Raw genomic sequence first — 17645 nt, 5'->3', positions numbered from 1 at the left:
CCTTACGACCCCGTGCCACCCACGGTGATCGCATCAATTTTCAGGGTTGGCTGGCCGACACCGACCGGTACTGACTGCCCATCTTTCCCGCACACGCCTACGCCGCTGTCCAGCGCCAAGTCGTTGCCGACCATCGACACCTTGCTCATGGCTTCCGGGCCATTGCCAATCAACGTTGCCCCTTTGACCGGCGCGGTAATCTTGCCGTCTTCGATCAGGTACGCCTCGCTGGTGGAGAACACGAATTTGCCACTGGTGATATCCACCTGGCCGCCGCCGAGGTTGGCGCAGTAGATACCGCGTTTAACCGAGGCGATGATTTCCGCCGGATCGCTTTCGCCACCGAGCATGTAGGTGTTGGTCATGCGGGGCATCGGCAGGTGCGCGTAGGACTCACGGCGGCCATTACCGGTGCGCGCCACGCCCATCAGGCGGGCATTGAGTTTGTCTTGCATGTAACCCTTGAGCACACCATTTTCAATCAAGGTGGTGCACTCGGTAGGCGTGCCTTCGTCATCGACGCTCAGCGAACCACGGCGACCAGCCAAGGTTCCGTCATCGACAATGGTGCAGAGCTTGGACGCAACCATCTCGCCCATACGCCCGCTGTAGGCAGAGCTGCCCTTGCGGTTGAAGTCACCTTCCAGGCCGTGGCCCACGGCTTCGTGGAGCAATACCCCTGACCAGCCAGAACCCAGCACCACCGGCAGCGTACCCGCCGGGGCCGGAATAGCTTCCAGGTTCACCAACGCCTGGCGCAGCGCTTCACGGGCATAGCCCATCGCGCGGTCTTCATTAAGGAAATAACGGTAGTCAGTACGCCCGCCGCCGCCATGCCCACCGCGCTCGCGGCGACCGTTCTGTTCGACGATCACACTGACATTGAAGCGCACCAAAGGCCGTACATCCGCCGCCAGGCCGCCGTCGGTGGATGCCACCAGAATGCGCTCCCACACACCGGCCATGCTCACGGTGACCTGCTGGATACGTGGATCCAGGGCGCGGGTAGCCGCGTCGATGCGCTTGAGCAAATCGACCTTTTCCGCCCGGCTGATCACTTCCAAAGGGTTGTCCGGCGCGTATAGCTGGGCAACGTCCTGAGTACTGAACGCTTGCACCGTGCCATTTTGGCCAGCCCGGGAGATAGAACGCGCTGCACGTGCGGCAAGACCCAAGGCCTCCAAAGTAATTGCGTTGCTGTAGGCAAAACCGGTCTTTTCACCGGATTGCGCGCGCACGCCGACACCTTGGTCGAGGTTGAAACTGCCTTCCTTGACGATGCCATCTTCCAGCGCCCAGGACTCGGAAATCTGGCCCTGGAAATACAGGTCAGCGGCGTCGATTCCTGGCCCGGCAAGATCGCCCAACACGGTTTGCAAGCTTTCGATGGTCACGCCACCGGGTGCCAGGAGGTGTTCACTGACTGAGGACAACAACTCGCTCATAGGTTTGGCCTTAAATTCATCGTTCTGAAGCAGGTCGCTGCGCGCCCTGCGAGAAAAAGCGCCGATGGTTGACCACCGGCATGCGCGCCCTTATCGACGCCTGTTCACTGCTATCGCGCTCGGCCAGCAACACCGCTTCGCCTTGATCCTGTTGTGTCAGCACACGCCCCCACGGGTCGACAATCGCTGCATGACCATGGGTTTCCCGTGGCCCCGGATGCACGCCGCCCTGGGCCGCCGCCAGCACATAGCACTGGGTTTCGATGGCCCGTGCGCGTATCAGCACGTCCCAGTGCGCGGCACCGGTTACAGCGGTAAAGGCCGAGGGCGCAGTGATCAATTCAGCCCCCGCCGCCCGCAACTCGCTGTACAGCTCAGGAAAGCGAAGGTCGTAACACACCGTCAGGCCCAAACGGCCGACCGGTGTATCCGCCACCACCACGTTACTCCCGAAAGCATAGTCGTCGGACTCCCGATAGCGACCCCGGGCATCCGCCACATCCACGTCAAACAAATGCAGCTTGTCGTACCGAGCAACGATTTCGCCATGATCATCGATCAACAGCGAGCAGGCATTGGATTTGGAGTTCGGTTGGTCCTTGGGCGGCAACGGCAATGTGCCGGCCACTATCCATAAGGTGAGGTCGCGGGCGGTCTGTTTCAACCACGGCAGGATCGGACCTTCGCCCAGAGCCTCAGCCCGACCGATGTCCGCCACGTCGCGGCGGCCCATTGCGGCGAAGTTTTCCGGCAGCACCGCCAGCTTCGCTCCGCCCGCCGCCGCTTTTTCCAACAAACGCCGAGCCTGTGCCAGATTGGCCAACACATCGCTCTGGCTGACCATTTGAATTACCGCAAAGGACATGAGCCGACACTCCGTAATGGGCATGCACCAAAAAAAGAGAGCCCCATGCTACTCCGCAGGCCCTCAGTTTGGTTTTTCAAATGGCTTGTCGAAGGTGATTTTTGGATCCTTCCACGGTCCTTCCACCTTGTATTGGACGCTGGCAAAACGCGAAACCCGATCACCAATCAGCTTGTCGATCAGGAACAAAGCCCCACCAATGGCAGGTGCACCGACGATCAGTGCAGCGATCGGCAGGTTGTTGGTCACAGGCAACGTCACCAACAACTTGGCATCGACGCGGTCAGCTACCAAGTCCAAGGTACCGTTCAGTTCCAAGTTGCTCGACGGCCCGGTCATAGTGATCGGCTCCCGCGTGACGAACACACCGTTGCTCGCCGCCAACAGGCCTTTGACTCGGTCATAGCTCAAGCCTTTGCCGAGCAGGTCGGAGAAATCCAGCCGCAGGCGTCGCCCGATGGAGTTGAAGTTGAGCAGACCGAACACCCGCAGCGCCTGGGCGCCACCTTCTACTTCAACAAACTGACCTTTTCGGAACGCTGCATCCAGGCTACCGGAGAAGCGCTTTGGCCCGACCCAGGCCGGCGAACCCGGCCAACGCCCATCCACATCCAGATGGAAGTCTTCGCTTGTTACAGTGGGTGCATAGCCCCAGCCCTTGAGTACATCGGCGATATTTTTACCGTCCAGGCGGCCTTTGTACCAACTGCTGCTTCCCCCTGGAGCGCCTTCCCATCCGCCAGCGCCTTTGAGCTGCATGCCCTTCAGACCCAGGTCCAGATCGCTGAAAGCCAAGCCTTTAGTAGTTGGACGGATTTTTAGCGACCACGCGCCCAGCAGCTCGGGCCCTTGGAACAGTTGCGCAATGGCGATATCCAGAGCCGGAATATCCTTTGGGTCGATGCTGCCCAACGGGTCGGGGGCGTTTTCATCGGCCTGCACCGTAGGGTCCACCGCCGGTAGTTTTACGTATTGCAGGTTGACCCCAATCGGCGCGACCTTACTATCAGGCAAGGTCACACTGCCCTTGGCCTGCTGACTGTCGAACTGCAAGCCCCAGGCAACGGGTTTTCGGTCCAACTGCAGATTGACCTGATCGAACTGAGTACCTAAACCGGTGAGCTTGCCTATCTTGAAGTCGGCACCGCTTAGCAGTTGCTTGGCACTGCCACCCGGATCGTTGCCGGCATACTGGCTCACCAGTTTTTTCCACGGATCGATGTCGAGCTCCGAAAGCACTCCACGAATGCGCAAGCCCTTGGCAGCGGGCAGCACTGCATCGCCATCGCCGAGGAACAACTCGCCACGGCCATCATTGAATTTGTCCGGCGGCGCAGCAAAGGTAAAGTTGGCCAGCTCACCGTAATCAAACCAGTAGCGTCGTTCGGCGCCCTGCAAGGTCATGCGGAATACGCTGTCACGCCCCTGGCTCGCTGGCATGCCGAACGGTGCAGGCAAGTCCACCGCAACACCCTTGAGATTGGAGCTGACCATCAACTGGCTGTCGGCACCGTCCAGGTTGAGCTGCAACTGATACGGAATATCACCGGAAACCGGCAACGGCTGGCTGATTTTCAACCACTCTGTCAGCCGCTTGACCGTCACCTGGCCCCTGGCGGTTACACGGGTGCTGATATTGCCCGGTTTGCCATCGGCAAAGATTTGCGCGGAGATCGGCCGGTCAAACGCCTGGGCCGTGATGTTCTCGCCACTGAGGCCCTTGGCGCTGTCGAAGCGGAAATTGCCCTTGAGTTGAGTCAGGTCCAGGGGTGGTTCAGCCAGTTGCAGGCGTGCCTTGTCGGTCTGGAAATCCACTACGATCTTGGGCTCGATGCCTTTAACAAGCGGAACATCCAGGTCCAACTTGCCTTGCAGGTCGCCTTCGCCTTTCCAGCCGGCAAAAGTGGAAGCGGTACCAATCGGCGCTTCTTGAAGGATCTTCAGCCCATCCCCCAGGCCGCCGGCAAAACCACCTGTCAGCAGCAGGTGACTTTCCTTGCCGGACGGTGCGTGGGGAATATTGACGTACACGTCCTTGACCTTGGTATCCAACAACTGGCCCTTGCTGGCCAGGATACGCACACCAGTCTCTTCGACAAACACCTCACCCTTGACCTTGCTCACATGAGGCCAGCCCGGCTGGAACGCTAACTCGGCGTCATGCACCTTGAAGAACAGGCTGATATTGCGCGAAGCCGGCAACGCGTCGTGATTCAACGAACCCTGATACTGGAAAAAACCTTGATCCACCGCCCCCTTGAGAATCGCCGTGCGCAGCCATTCATCAAGGGCCGGGCTCAGCACCGCAGGCAGGTACTTTGGAGTGAAACGCCCATCGCCGTCGACCATACCGACCCGCAGGTCCATGTAGTCTTCCTGGCTATGGTCGAAATGCAGGCGGATCAGGAAGTCCGCAGCGATCTTGCCTTCTTCTCCCAGCACCTTGATATACGGGGCGATGAGGGTGAAGCCTTCTTTATCCAGCTTCCAGGTCAGGCGCGCATTGGCCTGTAGATATTGCCAGGGCTTGGCGAAGATCGGATCAAGGTGCAGGGAAAAATCCTTGCTGTCCATGCGCAACTCGCCACCGCCCAAGTCGCCGCTGATACTGCCAGACACGTTTCGCGCGGCCGGTGCTCCGAAATAGGCGTCAAACCCGACCCGCTCAAGGTTGGCAGCAAAACTGACTTTTTGATCGGTCGTATCCTGAGGACGGAAATCCACCAGCACGTTGCGCAACAGGCCGATGGCCTTCAGATGCTCGACGGACTTGGCGAAGCCTTCCGGCAGCGGCGCCAGAGCGTTCAGCAATGGCGTGATAGGGGTCAGGTCGAGGCGGTCAGCCTGCAGCTTCCAGACTTCCTGGTCCTTATCGGTAGCCAGAGTCTGTTGCAATTGCAGGCGCGACTCCCAGCGAGTTTCACCCAGGTTCATCGCCAGGGAATCAAACAGCACCTTAAGTCCCGTATCACTGCGTTGCAGGTAAGCCGTGAGGGCCAGGTTTTCGATGAACACTGGCTTGCGTTCTGCGTAGCGGCCTTTCACTTGTGGAGAGTTGAGGCGCACCACCGCGCTCTGCACAGTACCTTTGCCCCAGTTCAGCCAGAATTCACCGCCGGCTTTGAACTGCGTGAGTGTCCACTGCTGAGTCAGCTTGGCCGGAATCCACTTGGCCCAGTCGCTTTGCGGCAGGCTGAGATAGGCCTGAACCTCGGCATCCTTCCATTGGCTGGCGCGAATGCGGCTGCGCAGGCTGAGCGCCATAGGCTGCCCGTCTGGCAGGGTCAGGCGTGCGTCCAGACGTTGACGGGTGATGCCGGTGTGCAGACTCAGCCCCACGTAGGTCAACGTGACCGGTGCCTGATCGAACGGTTGCAAAGTGAGCTGGCTGTCGAGCAAGGACACGCGCTTTACCATCTGCATGCGCTTGAGCAATTGCTCCGGATCCAGCGGCTGCTCGTCCTGAACCGGCATGCCCTGAAGCGCCCAATGACCGTCCTTGTCTTCCTTGGCGCTCAGTTGCAGACCGCTGACCTGCAGGTGCGCGAGACGCACCTCACGCGCCATCAGGCTTTCCCAGATAGCCGGCACCACTTCGACCTGGTCAAGACGCAAGGCACTGCTGCCCTCGCCGACCATCACGTCATGGGCCAGCAACACCGGGGCAAAACCGCTCCAGCGCCCTTCCAGGCTGCCGATGTGCAGCGGCACGCCCAACGCCGCCTGGGCCTTGGCTTCAACTTCGGCACGGTATTCGGCTACCAGGGGGGTCAATTCACGACCCAAGCTCACATACACCGCCGCCAAAACCAGCAGCAAGGCGCACAGACCCAGGCCCCAGCGGGTCAAAGCGGCAAAAAAGCGTATCAGACGCTCCATGTCAGGCGACCCTCAAGGCAGTAGGCGGACGGCAGCTCAAGGTCTGCCGGTCTCGAAGAAAGAACGCGAATGGGGATCAGAGCAGCACCACGTCGTATTGTTCCTGGGAATACATGGTTTCAACCTGGAAACGAATCGTGCGCCCAATAAATCCTTCCAGCTCGGCAACGTTGCCGGACTCTTCGTCCAGCAGCCGGTCGACCACTTTCTGATTGGCAAGCACTCTATAACCTTCGGCCTGATAGGCCCGCGCCTCTCGTAAGATTTCCCGGAAAATCTCGTAGCAAACCGTTTCGGGGGTCTTTAACTTACCCCGTCCCTGGCAACTGCTGCACGGTTCGCATAGCACCTGCTCAAGGCTTTCACGGGTGCGCTTGCGCGTCATCTGCACAAGGCCCAGCTCGGTAATACCGATGATATTTGTCTTGGCGTGATCGCGTTCGAGCTGCTTCTCCAGGGTGCGCAGCACCTGACGCTGGTGGTCTTCATCTTCCATGTCGATAAAGTCGATGATGATGATGCCGCCCAGGTTACGCAGGCGCAGTTGGCGCGCAATCGCAGTAGCGGCCTCAAGGTTGGTCTTGAAGATGGTCTCTTCGAGATTGCGATGGCCAACGAAAGCGCCAGTGTTGACGTCAATGGTGGTCATAGCTTCCGCCGGGTCCACCACAAGATAGCCCCCGGACTTGAGCGGGACCTTGCGCTCCAGGGCCTTCTGGATTTCGTCTTCGACGCCATACAGGTCGAAGATCGGCCGCTCGCCAGGGTAGTGTTCCAAGCGGTCAGCAATTTCCGGCATCAACTCGGCAACAAATTGCGTGGTTCGCTGGAAGGTTTCCCGCGAGTCGATACGAATTTTCTCGATCTTGGGGCTGACCAGGTCGCGCAACGTGCGCAGCGCCAGGCCCAGGTCTTCATAGATGACGCTTGGCGCACCGATGGTTTTGATCTGTGCGCCGATCTGATCCCACAGACGCCGCAGGTAGCGGATGTCCATTAGGATTTCATCAGCACCCGCGCCTTCAGCGGCAGTACGCAGAATAAAACCGCCCGCCTCTTTGATGCCTTCGGCGGCCACACAGTCGCTGACCACCTTTTTCAGGCGCTCGCGCTCAGCCTCATCTTCGATCTTCAGCGAAATGCCGACGTGGGCAGTACGCGGCATGTACACCAGGTAACGCGACGGAATCGACAGCTGGGTGGTCAGGCGTGCGCCCTTGGAACCGATGGGGTCCTTGGTGACTTGCACCACCAGGCTCTGCCCTTCATGTACCAGGGCGCTGATGCTTTCTACCGCTGGCCCTTCGCGCAGGGAAATTTCCGACGCGTGAATAAACGCAGCGCGGTCCAGGCCTATGTCGACAAAAGCCGCCTGCATGCCCGGCAACACCCGCACTACTTTGCCTTTATAGATATTGCCCACGATCCCGCGTTTCTGGGTGCGCTCAACGTGCACTTCTTGCAGAACACCGTTCTCTACCACCGCCACGCGCGATTCCATCGGCGTGATATTGATCAGAATCTCTTCACTCATGGCTGGGTCTCGTTCAGGCGTTTTCACAATAGTGACCGATCGCTTAAGGCTGGGCGCTGATGCAAGGCGTTTAGCGCACGGTAAGGTTTTGCCAACAGGGTATGCCGAATTGGTCGAGCAGTTGCGCGGTTTCGCACACCGGCAGCCCTACTACGGCGGAATAACTGCCATTGAGGCCCGCGACAAACACCGAGCCAAGCCCTTGAATAGCATAGCCGCCCGCCTTGTCCTGGGGTTCGCCACTGTGCCAGTAGGCTGTCGCTTGTTCGACAGTGATCCCACAAAAACGTACACGACTGCTTACACATTGGGTTTCGCAGCGCTGGCCATCGGTGAGCGCGATGGCGGTGAGCACCTCATGCTCACGTCCAGACAAGGCCATCAACATCGCCAGGGCATCGGCCTGGTCTACCGGCTTACCGAGGATCTGACCGTCCACGATCACTGCCGTGTCGGCACCCAGCACACAAGCACCCAATGGATGATCAAGCGCAGCAAATCCGGCCAACGCCTTGCCGCGCGCAAGACGCTCGACGTAGGCAACAGCTGATTCATTGGTAAGAGGAGTTTCATCGATAGCGGCGCTGACCACGGTGAAAGGCACACCGATCTGGGTCAGCAATTCACGCCGTCTTGGGGAGCCCGAGGCCAGATAAAGCGAATTCATTGCAGACTCTCCCTGTGGGGTTCGATAACCAGGCAGAGCCTCGCAATCCATTCAATTGATTTTATAGCGTCGACGTAACCCACGCAGACCGAAACTGATCCAGGGCCACAACAGCGCACTGACCAAAGCTGGCAAAACCAGCGCCAGGGTCGGCTGACGGTTACCGGTCAAGGCACTGAGCCACAGTTGTACCAACTGCGCCAGGCCGAAGATCACCAGAATCACCAGGCACTGCTGCCACATCGGGAACATGCGCAAACGCTGCTGCAACGACAGCACCAGAAAGGTGATGAGGGTCAGGATCAACGCGTTCTGGCCCAGCAAGGTGCCATATAGCACATCTTCCGCCAAGCCCAGGAACATGGCTGTGACCATGCCCACTTTATGCGGCAGGTTCAGTGACCAGAAGGCCAGCAGCAATGCCAGCCAGAGCGGTCGCAAGATTTCCATGAATTGCGGCAGCGGTGAAACGCTGAGCAGCAGTCCAATGGCGAACGTCAACCAAACGATCCAGCCATTGCTCGAATGAGTACTGGCCATTATTCCTCCCTCTGCCGCGTGGTAGCCGCAGCTGCGGCTGGAGGCTTCGTAGCGGGCGTCGTGGTGGCAGGCGTGCTGACCGGCGGTTTCGCTGCGGCCGGTTTCACCGGATGCGCGTTATGGGCCGCGGGCTTGACCGGCGTGGCCACGGGCGCTGCAACTGCTGGAGTTGCCGCCGGAACAACGGGAGTCGCCGCTGCGGGCTTGGGTACGGTCGCGGGAATCACCGGCGCCGTGCCGTTTTTCTTGTCTTCCGCTTCCTGGGCCTGGGCGGCGTCGTTGGCGCGCTCTTCCGGGGTGCGGTTATCGCTGAACACCAGCAGCAGGTAGCGGCTGCGGTTCAAGGCGGCAGTGGGCACGGCGCGTACAATGGCGAAGGGCTGACCGGAATCGTGGATCACTTCCTTAACTGTCGCTACCGGGTAACCCGCGGGGAACCGCTGACCCAGACCGGAGCTGACCAACAGGTCGCCTTCCTTGATGTCGGCGGTGTCGGCGACGTGACGCAGCTCCAGGCGCTCGGGGTTGCCGGTGCCACTGGCAATCGCGCGCAAGCCGTTACGGTTCACTTGCACCGGAATGCTGTGGGTCGTGTCCGTCAGCAGCAGAACCCGCGATGTGTAGGGCATCAGCTCTACTACTTGCCCCATGAGGCCACGGGCATCCAGTACCGGCTGCCCGAGGACCACACCGTCGCGCTCACCCTTGTTGATGATGATGCGGTGAGTAAAGGGATTCGGGTCCATGCCGATCAACTCGGCCACTTCGACCTTCTCGTTGACCAGTGCCGAAGAATTGAGCAGCTCGCGCAGCCGAACGTTCTGCTCCGTGAGGGCCGCGAGCTTTTGCATGCGCCCCTGCAAAAGCAGGTTTTCAGTCTTGAGTTTTTCGTTTTCGGCGACGAGCTCGGTGCGGCTACCAAATTGGCTGGACACGCCCTGGAACAGACGTTGCGGCAGGTCGGTGATCCAGTAAGTCTGCATCAACACCAGCGACATTTGGCTACGCACCGGCTTGAGCAGTGAGAAGCGGGCATCGACCACCATCAGCGCGACCGAAAGCACGACCAGCACCAATAAGCGCACGCCCAATGAGGGGCCTTTGGCGAAAAGCGGTTTAATAAGCCGCTCCTCCCAGGCAAATGTTCTCTTTATTCATACGGCATCTAACCGGCCTGGATGCAGATTGAAGAAGATAAACGCCGACAGGCAGCACTGAGAAGTGCTGCCTGCGGGCGAAACATGGCGCAACCAACGAGCTTATTCGCTGGAAAGCAGGTCCATGGTGTGTTTATCCATCATTTCCAGTGCACGACCACCGCCACGCGCAACGCAGGTCAGCGGGTCTTCGGCGACGATCACCGGCAGGCCGGTTTCCTGGGCCAGCAACTTGTCGAGGTCACGCAACAGGGCGCCACCACCGGTCAGCACCAGGCCTCGCTCGGCGATATCGGAAGCCAGCTCCGGCGGCGATTGCTCCAGGGCGCTCTTCACAGCCTGAACGATGGTGGCCAGGGACTCTTGCAGAGCTTCCAGCACTTCATTGGAGTTCAGGGTGAAGGCACGTGGAACGCCTTCGGCCAGGTTGCGACCGCGAACATCGACTTCGCGAACTTCGCCGCCCGGGTAAGCAGTACCGATTTCCTGCTTGATGCGCTCGGCGGTGGATTCGCCGATCAGGCTGCCGTAGTTACGACGAACGTAAGTGATGATCGCTTCGTCGAAACGGTCGCCGCCTACGCGTACGGATTCGGCATACACCACACCGTTCAGGGAAATCAGGGCGATCTCGGTAGTACCACCACCGATATCCACCACCATCGAACCGCGAGCTTCTTCAACCGGCAGGCCGGCACCGATCGCAGCAGCCATTGGCTCTTCGATCAGGAATACTTCGCGGGCACCGGCGCCAAGGGCCGATTCACGGATGGCACGACGCTCAACCTGGGTGGACTTGCATGGAACGCAGATCAGCACACGAGGGCTGGGCTGCAGGAAACTGTTTTCGTGAACCTTGTTGATGAAGTACTGCAGCATCTTCTCGCAGACACTGAAGTCGGCGATCACGCCGTCTTTCATCGGACGAATGGCAGCAATATTGCCTGGTGTACGGCCGAGCATGCGCTTGGCCTCGGTGCCAACGGCAACGACACTTTTCTGATTACCATGGGTCCGAATGGCCACAACCGATGGCTCATTCAGAACGATACCGCGCTCGCGCACGTAAATAAGGGTGTTGGCAGTGCCCAGGTCAATGGAAAGATCGCTGGAAAACATGCCACGCAGTTTCTTGAACATGGGGAAAGGACCCTAGGCAACGCGTGGGTAAAAAAGTGCGGCAAACTCTAACAACGACAGGGATTTTGGGCAAGGCGCCAATGTGCTAAATTGGCCGACTTTCTGTGCACCAACCCCCACAATCGCGGCCTTATGACCGTAGAAATGCGGTAGTGTTCCGACAATCTAACACACGGACAGCCTCCGTTCTGTTTTCCACAGGAGATTCCCATGGCGCTTGAACGCTCCGACGTGGAAAAAATCGCGCATCTGGCCTCGCTTGGCCTCAATGACGCCGATCTTCCACAGACCACCGCAGCCCTGAACAGCATTCTCGGGCTGGTTGACCAAATGCAGGCCGTAAACACCGACGGCATCGAGCCCCTGGCTCACCCGCTGGAAGCGAGCCAGCGCCTGCGCGCAGACGTCGTGACCGAGCGCAATAATCGCGAGGCCTACCAGTCCATCGCGCCAGCGGTCGAAAACGGCCTGTACCTGGTTCCGAAAGTCATCGACTAAAGGGAAAGAGCCTGCAATGCATCACATGACTCTGGCCGAGATCGCCCGCGGTCTCGCCGACAAAACGTTTTCTTCCGAAGAGCTGACCAAGACCTTGCTGGCGCGTATCGCCGAGCTCGATCCCAAGGTCAACAGCTTCATCAGCATCACCGAAGAGCTGGCCCTGAGCCAGGCCAAGGCCGCCGACGTACGTCGCGCCAACGGTGAAAATGGCGCGCTGCTGGGCGCACCTATCGCCCACAAAGACCTGTTCTGCACCCAGGGTATTCGCACCAGTTGCGGCTCGAAGATGCTCGACAACTTTAAAGCGCCCTACGACGCCACCGTGGTATCCAAGCTGGCCGCTGCTGGGGCCGTGACCCTGGGCAAAACCAACATGGACGAATTCGCCATGGGTTCGGCCAACGAGTCGAGCTACTACGGCGCGGTGAAAAACCCGTGGAACCTGGAACACGTGCCGGGCGGTTCGTCCGGTGGTTCCGCCGCCGCCGTTGCCGCGCGCCTCCTCCCGGCCGCCACGGCCACTGACACCGGCGGCTCCATTCGCCAACCAGCCGCCTTCACCAACCTCACCGGTTTGAAGCCGACTTACGGTCGCGTTTCCCGTTGGGGCATGATCGCCTACGCATCCAGCCTCGATCAGGGCGGGCCTCTGGCCCGCACCGCCGAAGACTGCGCGATTTTGTTACAAGGCATGGCTGGCTTTGATCCGCAGGACTCCACAAGCATCGATGAGCCAGTCCCGGACTACAGCAGCAGCCTGAATACCTCGCTCAAAGGCCTGCGCATCGGCGTGCCGAAGGAATACTTCAGCGCCGGTCTCGACCCGCGTATCGCCGAATTGGTGCACAACAGCGTCAAGACGCTGGAAGGCCTGGGCGCCGTGATCAAGGAAATCAGCCTGCCGAACAACCAGCACGCCATTCCTGCGTACTACGTGATCGCGCCGGCGGAAGCTTCGTCCAACCTGTCGCGTTTCGACGGCGTGCGCTTCGGCTACCGCTGCGAAAACCCGAAGGACCTGACCGATCTGTACAAACGCTCCCGTGGCGAAGGTTTCGGCGCCGAAGTTCAACGCCGCATTATGGTCGGTGCCTACGCCCTGTCGGCCGGGTACTACGACGCGTACTACCTCAAGGCGCAAAAAATCCGTCGCCTGATCAAGAACGACTTCATGGCTGCCTTTGAAGAAGTCGACGTGATCCTCGGCCCAACCACGCCGAACCCGGCCTGGAAGATCGGCGCCAAGACCGGCGACCCGATTGCCGAGTACCTGGAAGACCTCTACACCATCACCGCCAACCTCGCGGGCTTGCCGGGCTTGTCCATGCCCGCCGGCTTCGTCGATGGCCTGCCGGTGGGCGTGCAACTGCTCGCGCCGTACTTCCAAGAAGGCCGCCTGCTCAATGTGGCGCACCAGTACCAGTTGAACACCGACTGGCACACTCGCACCCCTAACGGCTTCTGAGGAGAACACTATGCAATGGGAAGTTGTGATCGGGCTGGAGATTCATACCCAGCTCGCCACCCAATCGAAGATTTTCTCCGGTAGCGCCACCACGTTCGGCTCCGAGCCCAACACCCAGGCGAGCCTGGTAGACCTGGGCATGCCCGGCGTATTGCCGGTGCTGAACCAGGAAGCGGTACGCATGGCGGTGATGTTCGGCCTGGCGATTGACGCCGAGATCGGTCAGCACAACGTGTTCGCGCGCAAAAACTACTTCTACCCGGACCTGCCCAAGGGCTACCAGATCAGCCAGATGGAACTGCCAATTGTCGGCAAGGGCTACCTGGACATCCCGTTGGAAGACGGCACCATCAAGCGTGTCGGCGTGACCCGTGCGCACCTTGAAGAAGACGCTGGCAAGAGCCTGCATGAAGAATTCAACGGCGCCACCGGGATCGACCTGAACCGCGCCGGCACTCCGCTACTGGAGATCGTGTCCGAGCCGGACATGCGCAGCGCCAAGGAAGCCGTGGCCTACGTCAAGACCATCCACGCGCTGGTCCGCTACCTGGGCATCTGCGACGGCAACATGGCAGAAGGCTCACTGCGCTGTGACTGCAACGTGTCGGTGCGGCCAAAAGGCCAGGCCGAGTACGGCACCCGCTGCGAGATCAAGAACGTCAACTCGTTCCGCTTTATCGAGAAGGCGATCAACACCGAAGTACGTCGCCAGATCGAACTGATCGAAGACGGCGGCAAGGTGATCCAGCAGACCCGCCTGTACGACCCGAACAAAGACGAAACCCGCGCCATGCGCAGCAAAGAGGAAGCCAACGACTACCGTTACTTCCCCGATCCGGACCTGTTGCCGGTGGTACTTGAGGATTCGTTCCTCAATGACATCCGCGCAACCCTGCCGGAATTGCCTCCGCAAAAACGCGAGCGCTTCCAGGAGCAGTTCGGCCTGTCGGTCTACGATGCCAGCGTATTGGCGTCCAGCCGCGAGCAAGCCGACTACTTCGAAAAAGTCGTGAGCATTGCCGGTGACGCCAAGCTGGCGGCCAACTGGGTGATGGTTGAGCTGGGCAGCCTGCTGAACAAGCAGGGCCTGGAAATCGACGAAGCCCCGGTGACCGCCGAGCAGTTGGGCGGCATGCTGCTGCGCATCAAGGACAACACCATCTCCGGCAAAATCGCCAAGACCGTGTTTGAAGCCATGGCGAGCGGTGAAGGCAGCGCCGACGAGATCATCGAGAAGCGCGGTCTGAAGCAAGTCACCGACAGCGGCGCAATCTCGGCGGTGCTGGATGAGATGCTGGCGGCCAACGCCGAACAGGTCGAGCAATACCGAGCGGCAGACGAAGCCAAGCGCGGCAAGATGTTCGGCTTCTTTGTCGGCCAAGCCATGAAAGCCTCCAAAGGCAAGGCCAACCCGCAACAGGTGAACGAACTGCTGAAAAGCAAGCTCGAAGGCTGAATGCGATGAATGGTCCGGTTGAGAATTCACGCTTAACTCGGGCCCGCGGTGGGAGGGGGCTTGCCCCCGATGGCGGAGTGTCAGTCATTACTGTTTTGACTGAATCACCGCTATCGGCGACGAGCCCCCTCCCATATTTGTGATGGGGGCACCTTGATAATGAAGCGTCTATTAGGCCTATGCGCCCTGTTTTCACTACTGGCCGGCTGCGCCAGCGGCCTCATCAACCCCAACGGCTACGACGAAACCGGCACCGCCTCCTATTACGGCGCCCGGCACCATGGCAAGAAAACAGCCAGCGGTGAACCTTTCAACCAGAACGCCCTGACCGCCGCCCACCGGCAATTGCCCTTCGGCACCCAGGTCAAGGTCACTAATCTCGACAACGACAAATCCGTCGTTGTGCGCATCAATGATCGCGGCCCGCATACCCGCGGGCGCTTGATTGATCTTTCACGCAAGGCTGCCGAGCAACTGGGTATGCTGAGCAGCGGCACTGCACGGGTTCGCGTGCAAGCCCTGAGCAACTGAAGACGGAGCCCTGGCCATTTTCGGATTAACCGCCCTCTCGCCCTGGAGCCTGCTCGAACTTGTCAGCGGGCTTGTGCTGCTGATCATCGGCGCCGAAATCCTGGTGCGCGCCGCGGTGCGCCTGGCGGCCAGCCTCAAAGTGCGACCGTTAATCATCGGCCTGACGATCGTGGCCTTCGGCAGCAGCGCGCCACAGATGACCGTCAGCCTGCAGGCCACCCTGGCCGGCAATACCGACATCGCCGTGGGCAGCGTAATCGGCAGCAGCATCTTCAACATCCTGGTGACCCTTGGCCTGTCGGCGCTGATCATCCCCTTGCGAGTCTCGCGTCAGTTGGTACGCCTGGATATACCGGTAATGATCCTCGCCGGCCTGCTGGTGTTTACCCTTGCAGCCAATGAAGAACTGACGCCGCTCGATGGTCTTCTGCTGCTGATTGCTTTGATGGCCTACCTTGGCGTGCTGCACTACCAGACCCGACACTCGCGGCGTCCACGCACGCTGGACACCGTGACCCAGGCGCCCTGGCTGAGCAGCGTATTGCTGATGCTCGGCGGTTTTCTGATCCTGGTGCTAGCCGGCCACCTGCTGCTCGGTGCGGCGGTGGACGTGGCCAGCGACCTGGGTTTGTCGGAACGCATCATCGGCCTGACGCTTATCGGCGTCGGTACCTCGCTGCCGTGCCTCGCGACTTCACTGATTGCCGCCCTGCGCGGCCAGCGAGAAATTGCCGTGGGTAACGTGATCGGCAGCAACCTGTTCAACCTGCTGGGCGTGTTGGGTCTAACCGCGCTGCTGGCGCCATCGCCACTGTCGGTGTCGCCCAACGCCCTGGATTTCGACCTGCCGGTGATGCTCGGCGTGGTGGTGCTGTGCCTGCCGGTGTTTTATACCGGCTACCGCGTCACCCGCGCCGAAGGTCTGGTATTGCTGGGCCTGTACCTGGCGTATGGGCTGCACGTGATGTCGTTTACCACCGGCATGCCCCTGGCCAACAAGCTTGAACAATTGATGCTGTATTACGTCCTGCCAGCGCTGGTGGTGATCCTGCTATTCACCTCGCTGCGCGCCTGGCGCCGCCAACACAAGAGGGAATCGAAATGACCGATCAGAAAAAGCCTGGGGTTGAGATGCGTCGCCAGGTCATGGGCGATGTATTCGTCGACCGCGCCCTGGGCAACGCCACCGACTTCACCCAGCCGCTGCAGGATTTCGTCAATGAACATGCGTGGGGCAGTGTGTGGAACCGCCAAGGTTTGCCGCTGAAGACGCGCAGCCTGATCACCCTCGCCGCCCTCACCGCGCTCAAGTGCCCACAGGAGCTCAAAGGCCACGTGCGTGGCGCGTTGAACAACGGCTGTACTGTGGAGGAAATTCGCGAAGCGCTGCTGCATTGCGCGGTGTATGCCGGTGTACCGGCTGCGATTGATGCGTTCCGCGCGGCCCAGGAAGTGATCGACAGCTACCAGAAGGAAGGCTAGATCCAGCCACCCGCCTGCAATACGAAAATCCCAATATTCGTGGTCACTGCCGCCATCAGCGTAGTGATCACGATAATCGCCGCCGCCAGCTCATGATTCCCCTCGGCCGCCCTGGCCATCACGAAACTTGCAGCGGCCGTCGGCGCGCCGAAGTACAGGAACAGAATCCCCAACTCCGGACCGCGAAAGCCCAGCAGCCACGCGCCCAAGGTCGCGACAACCGGCAGCCAGACCATCTTCATCAAGCTCGCGCTCAGCGCCATATTGCCGCTCTTGCGCAACGCCGCCAGTGACAAAGTGCCGCCAATGCAAATCAAGGCCAGCGGCAAGGTGGTATCCGCCAGGTACTGCATGGATTTTTCCAGCCAGCCCGGCAGGCCAATCTGAAAAAACGCGAACGGCGCCGCCACGATGACGCTGATGATCAGCGGGTTGGCCACCACACTTTTACAGATACTCCACGGGTCGGACTTGATCACCGGGCTGTACACCGCCAGCACGATGGTCGACAGGGTGTTGTAGAACAGGATGACCAGCGCCGCGAGAATCGCGCCGAGGGAAATGCCGTAGTCGCCGTACATGCTGGCGGCCAGGGCCAGACCGATCACCCCGTTATTGCCGCGAAACGCGCCCTGGGTGTAGATGCCCCGGTCTTCACGCTTGCAGCGAAAGATCGCCCAGCCCCAGGCCAGGGCAAAGCTCGCCAGCGTGGCGACGGAAAAATAGATCAGCAAACCCGGCTTGAGCGCCGAATGCAGGTCGGCATGCAGGATGCCCAGGAACAGCAACGCCGGCATGGTGACGTTGAACACCAGGGACGAAGCCGTGTGGATAAAGTTGTCGTTGATCCAGTTGATGCGCTTGAGCAGCACACCCAGGAACAGCATGGCAAATACCGGCGCGGTGATGGTGAGGGTGGTGAGGAAGATAGCCAGCATGCCGGGGAGAACCTTGGTGAGCGTCGTTAGGTGGCTAATGATAAG

Annotated in this window: 15 protein-coding genes; 6 read left to right on the top strand and 9 right to left on the bottom strand. The window is 60.0% G+C overall.

The window, feature by feature from the left end; all coding sequences use genetic code 11:
- Positions 1 to 2: 2 nt before the first annotated feature.
- The 8 genes from tldD to mreB form a co-directional block, all read right to left on the bottom strand.
- Positions 3 to 1445, bottom strand: a complete 1443-nt coding sequence (gene tldD / locus AOA61_RS03240) for a metalloprotease TldD (protein ID WP_099601136.1) — start codon at positions 1443 to 1445, stop codon at positions 3 to 5.
- A gap of 16 nt (positions 1446 to 1461) precedes the next feature.
- Positions 1462 to 2310 carry a carbon-nitrogen hydrolase family protein gene (locus AOA61_RS03235; protein WP_099601135.1) on the bottom strand — a complete coding sequence of 283 codons (849 nt, stop codon included), beginning with the start codon at positions 2308 to 2310 and terminating at the stop codon, positions 1462 to 1464.
- A 63-nt stretch (positions 2311 to 2373) separates the two neighbouring features.
- On the bottom strand, positions 2374 to 6189 hold the full coding sequence (locus AOA61_RS03230; protein WP_099601134.1) for a YhdP family protein: 3816 nt from the start codon (positions 6187 to 6189) through the stop codon (positions 2374 to 2376).
- A 76-nt stretch (positions 6190 to 6265) separates the two neighbouring features.
- A complete protein-coding gene (gene rng, locus AOA61_RS03225; RefSeq protein ID WP_032886264.1) occupies positions 6266 to 7723 on the bottom strand; it encodes a ribonuclease G in 1458 nt (485 codons plus the stop codon).
- A 70-nt stretch (positions 7724 to 7793) separates the two neighbouring features.
- The gene (locus AOA61_RS03220) at positions 7794 to 8390 is read right to left on the bottom strand and encodes a nucleoside triphosphate pyrophosphatase (RefSeq protein WP_032886263.1); all 597 of its coding nucleotides are present in this window, start codon (positions 8388 to 8390) and stop codon (positions 7794 to 7796) included.
- A gap of 51 nt (positions 8391 to 8441) precedes the next feature.
- Positions 8442 to 8930: a rod shape-determining protein MreD gene (gene mreD, locus AOA61_RS03215; RefSeq protein ID WP_032886262.1), complete on the bottom strand. Its 489-nt coding sequence runs from the start codon at positions 8928 to 8930 to the stop codon at positions 8442 to 8444.
- Positions 8930 to 10051, bottom strand: a complete 1122-nt coding sequence (gene mreC / locus AOA61_RS03210; protein ID WP_081797680.1) for a rod shape-determining protein MreC — start codon at positions 10049 to 10051, stop codon at positions 8930 to 8932. Before mreC ends, mreD begins: the two co-directional genes overlap by 1 nt.
- 138 nt (positions 10052 to 10189) lie before the next feature.
- Entirely contained in the window at positions 10190 to 11227 is a 1038-nt protein-coding gene (gene mreB, locus AOA61_RS03205) for a rod shape-determining protein MreB (protein ID WP_002555108.1), read from the bottom strand.
- Between the two features lie 210 nt (positions 11228 to 11437).
- On the opposite strand from mreB, the gene gatC reads away from it, so the two are divergent.
- The 6 genes from gatC to AOA61_RS03175 all read left to right on the top strand — a co-directional run bounded on the left by gatC (position 11438) and on the right by AOA61_RS03175 (position 16662).
- The gene (gatC, locus tag AOA61_RS03200; RefSeq protein WP_003188556.1) at positions 11438 to 11725 is read left to right on the top strand and encodes an Asp-tRNA(Asn)/Glu-tRNA(Gln) amidotransferase subunit GatC; all 288 of its coding nucleotides are present in this window, start codon (positions 11438 to 11440) and stop codon (positions 11723 to 11725) included.
- Between the two features lie 16 nt (positions 11726 to 11741).
- Complete coding sequence (gene gatA, locus AOA61_RS03195; protein ID WP_032886260.1) at positions 11742 to 13193, top strand: Asp-tRNA(Asn)/Glu-tRNA(Gln) amidotransferase subunit GatA; 1452 nt, start codon at positions 11742 to 11744, stop codon at positions 13191 to 13193.
- A gap of 10 nt (positions 13194 to 13203) precedes the next feature.
- Positions 13204 to 14649, top strand: coding sequence for an Asp-tRNA(Asn)/Glu-tRNA(Gln) amidotransferase subunit GatB (gene gatB, locus AOA61_RS03190; RefSeq protein ID WP_032886259.1), 1446 nt, complete (start codon positions 13204 to 13206; stop codon positions 14647 to 14649).
- A 159-nt stretch (positions 14650 to 14808) separates the two neighbouring features.
- Positions 14809 to 15180, top strand: coding sequence for a septal ring lytic transglycosylase RlpA family protein (locus AOA61_RS03185; RefSeq protein ID WP_032886258.1), 372 nt, complete (start codon positions 14809 to 14811; stop codon positions 15178 to 15180).
- A 49-nt stretch (positions 15181 to 15229) separates the two neighbouring features.
- Complete coding sequence (locus AOA61_RS03180) at positions 15230 to 16285, top strand: calcium/sodium antiporter (protein WP_099601133.1); 1056 nt, start codon at positions 15230 to 15232, stop codon at positions 16283 to 16285.
- Positions 16282 to 16662 carry a carboxymuconolactone decarboxylase family protein gene (locus tag AOA61_RS03175; protein WP_099601132.1) on the top strand — a complete coding sequence of 127 codons (381 nt, stop codon included), beginning with the start codon at positions 16282 to 16284 and terminating at the stop codon, positions 16660 to 16662. Before AOA61_RS03180 ends, AOA61_RS03175 begins: the two co-directional genes overlap by 4 nt.
- On the opposite strand, the gene AOA61_RS03170 is transcribed toward AOA61_RS03175, so the two are convergent.
- Positions 16659 to 17600: an AEC family transporter gene (locus AOA61_RS03170; RefSeq protein WP_099601131.1), complete on the bottom strand. Its 942-nt coding sequence runs from the start codon at positions 17598 to 17600 to the stop codon at positions 16659 to 16661. The two genes, AOA61_RS03175 and AOA61_RS03170, sit on opposite strands and share 4 nt — an antisense overlap.
- Between the last annotated feature and the right edge of the window lie 45 nt (positions 17601 to 17645).

The sequence above is a fragment of the Pseudomonas sp. 2995-1 genome (genome assembly GCF_002742505.1).
Taxonomy (GTDB): Bacteria; Pseudomonadota; Gammaproteobacteria; order Pseudomonadales; family Pseudomonadaceae; genus Aquipseudomonas; species Aquipseudomonas sivasensis.
This window is presented reverse-complemented; position numbering and strand designations above follow the sequence as displayed.

Bases quoted from the DNA above. Each gene is read 5' to 3' on its own strand.
- AOA61_RS03185 (WP_032886258.1), top strand. From the start codon at position 14,809: ATGAAGCGTCTATTAGGCCTATGCGCCCTGTTTTCACTACTGGCCGGC.
- rng (WP_032886264.1), bottom strand. From the start codon at position 7,723: ATGAGTGAAGAGATTCTGATCAATATCACGCCGATGGAATCGCGCGTG.
- mreD (WP_032886262.1), bottom strand. From the start codon at position 8,930: ATGGCCAGTACTCATTCGAGCAATGGCTGGATCGTTTGGTTGACGTTC.
- AOA61_RS03230 (WP_099601134.1), bottom strand. From the start codon at position 6,189: ATGGAGCGTCTGATACGCTTTTTTGCCGCTTTGACCCGCTGGGGCCTG.
- AOA61_RS03170 (WP_099601131.1), bottom strand. From the start codon at position 17,600: ATGCTGGCTATCTTCCTCACCACCCTCACCATCACCGCGCCGGTATTT.
- AOA61_RS03235 (WP_099601135.1), bottom strand. From the start codon at position 2,310: ATGTCCTTTGCGGTAATTCAAATGGTCAGCCAGAGCGATGTGTTGGCC.
- AOA61_RS03220 (WP_032886263.1), bottom strand. From the start codon at position 8,390: ATGAATTCGCTTTATCTGGCCTCGGGCTCCCCAAGACGGCGTGAATTG.
- gatC (WP_003188556.1), top strand. From the start codon at position 11,438: ATGGCGCTTGAACGCTCCGACGTGGAAAAAATCGCGCATCTGGCCTCG.
- AOA61_RS03175 (WP_099601132.1), top strand. From the start codon at position 16,282: ATGACCGATCAGAAAAAGCCTGGGGTTGAGATGCGTCGCCAGGTCATG.
- gatB (WP_032886259.1), top strand. From the start codon at position 13,204: ATGCAATGGGAAGTTGTGATCGGGCTGGAGATTCATACCCAGCTCGCC.
- tldD (WP_099601136.1), bottom strand. From the start codon at position 1,445: ATGAGCGAGTTGTTGTCCTCAGTCAGTGAACACCTCCTGGCACCCGGT.
- gatA (WP_032886260.1), top strand. From the start codon at position 11,742: ATGCATCACATGACTCTGGCCGAGATCGCCCGCGGTCTCGCCGACAAA.
- mreB (WP_002555108.1), bottom strand. From the start codon at position 11,227: ATGTTCAAGAAACTGCGTGGCATGTTTTCCAGCGATCTTTCCATTGAC.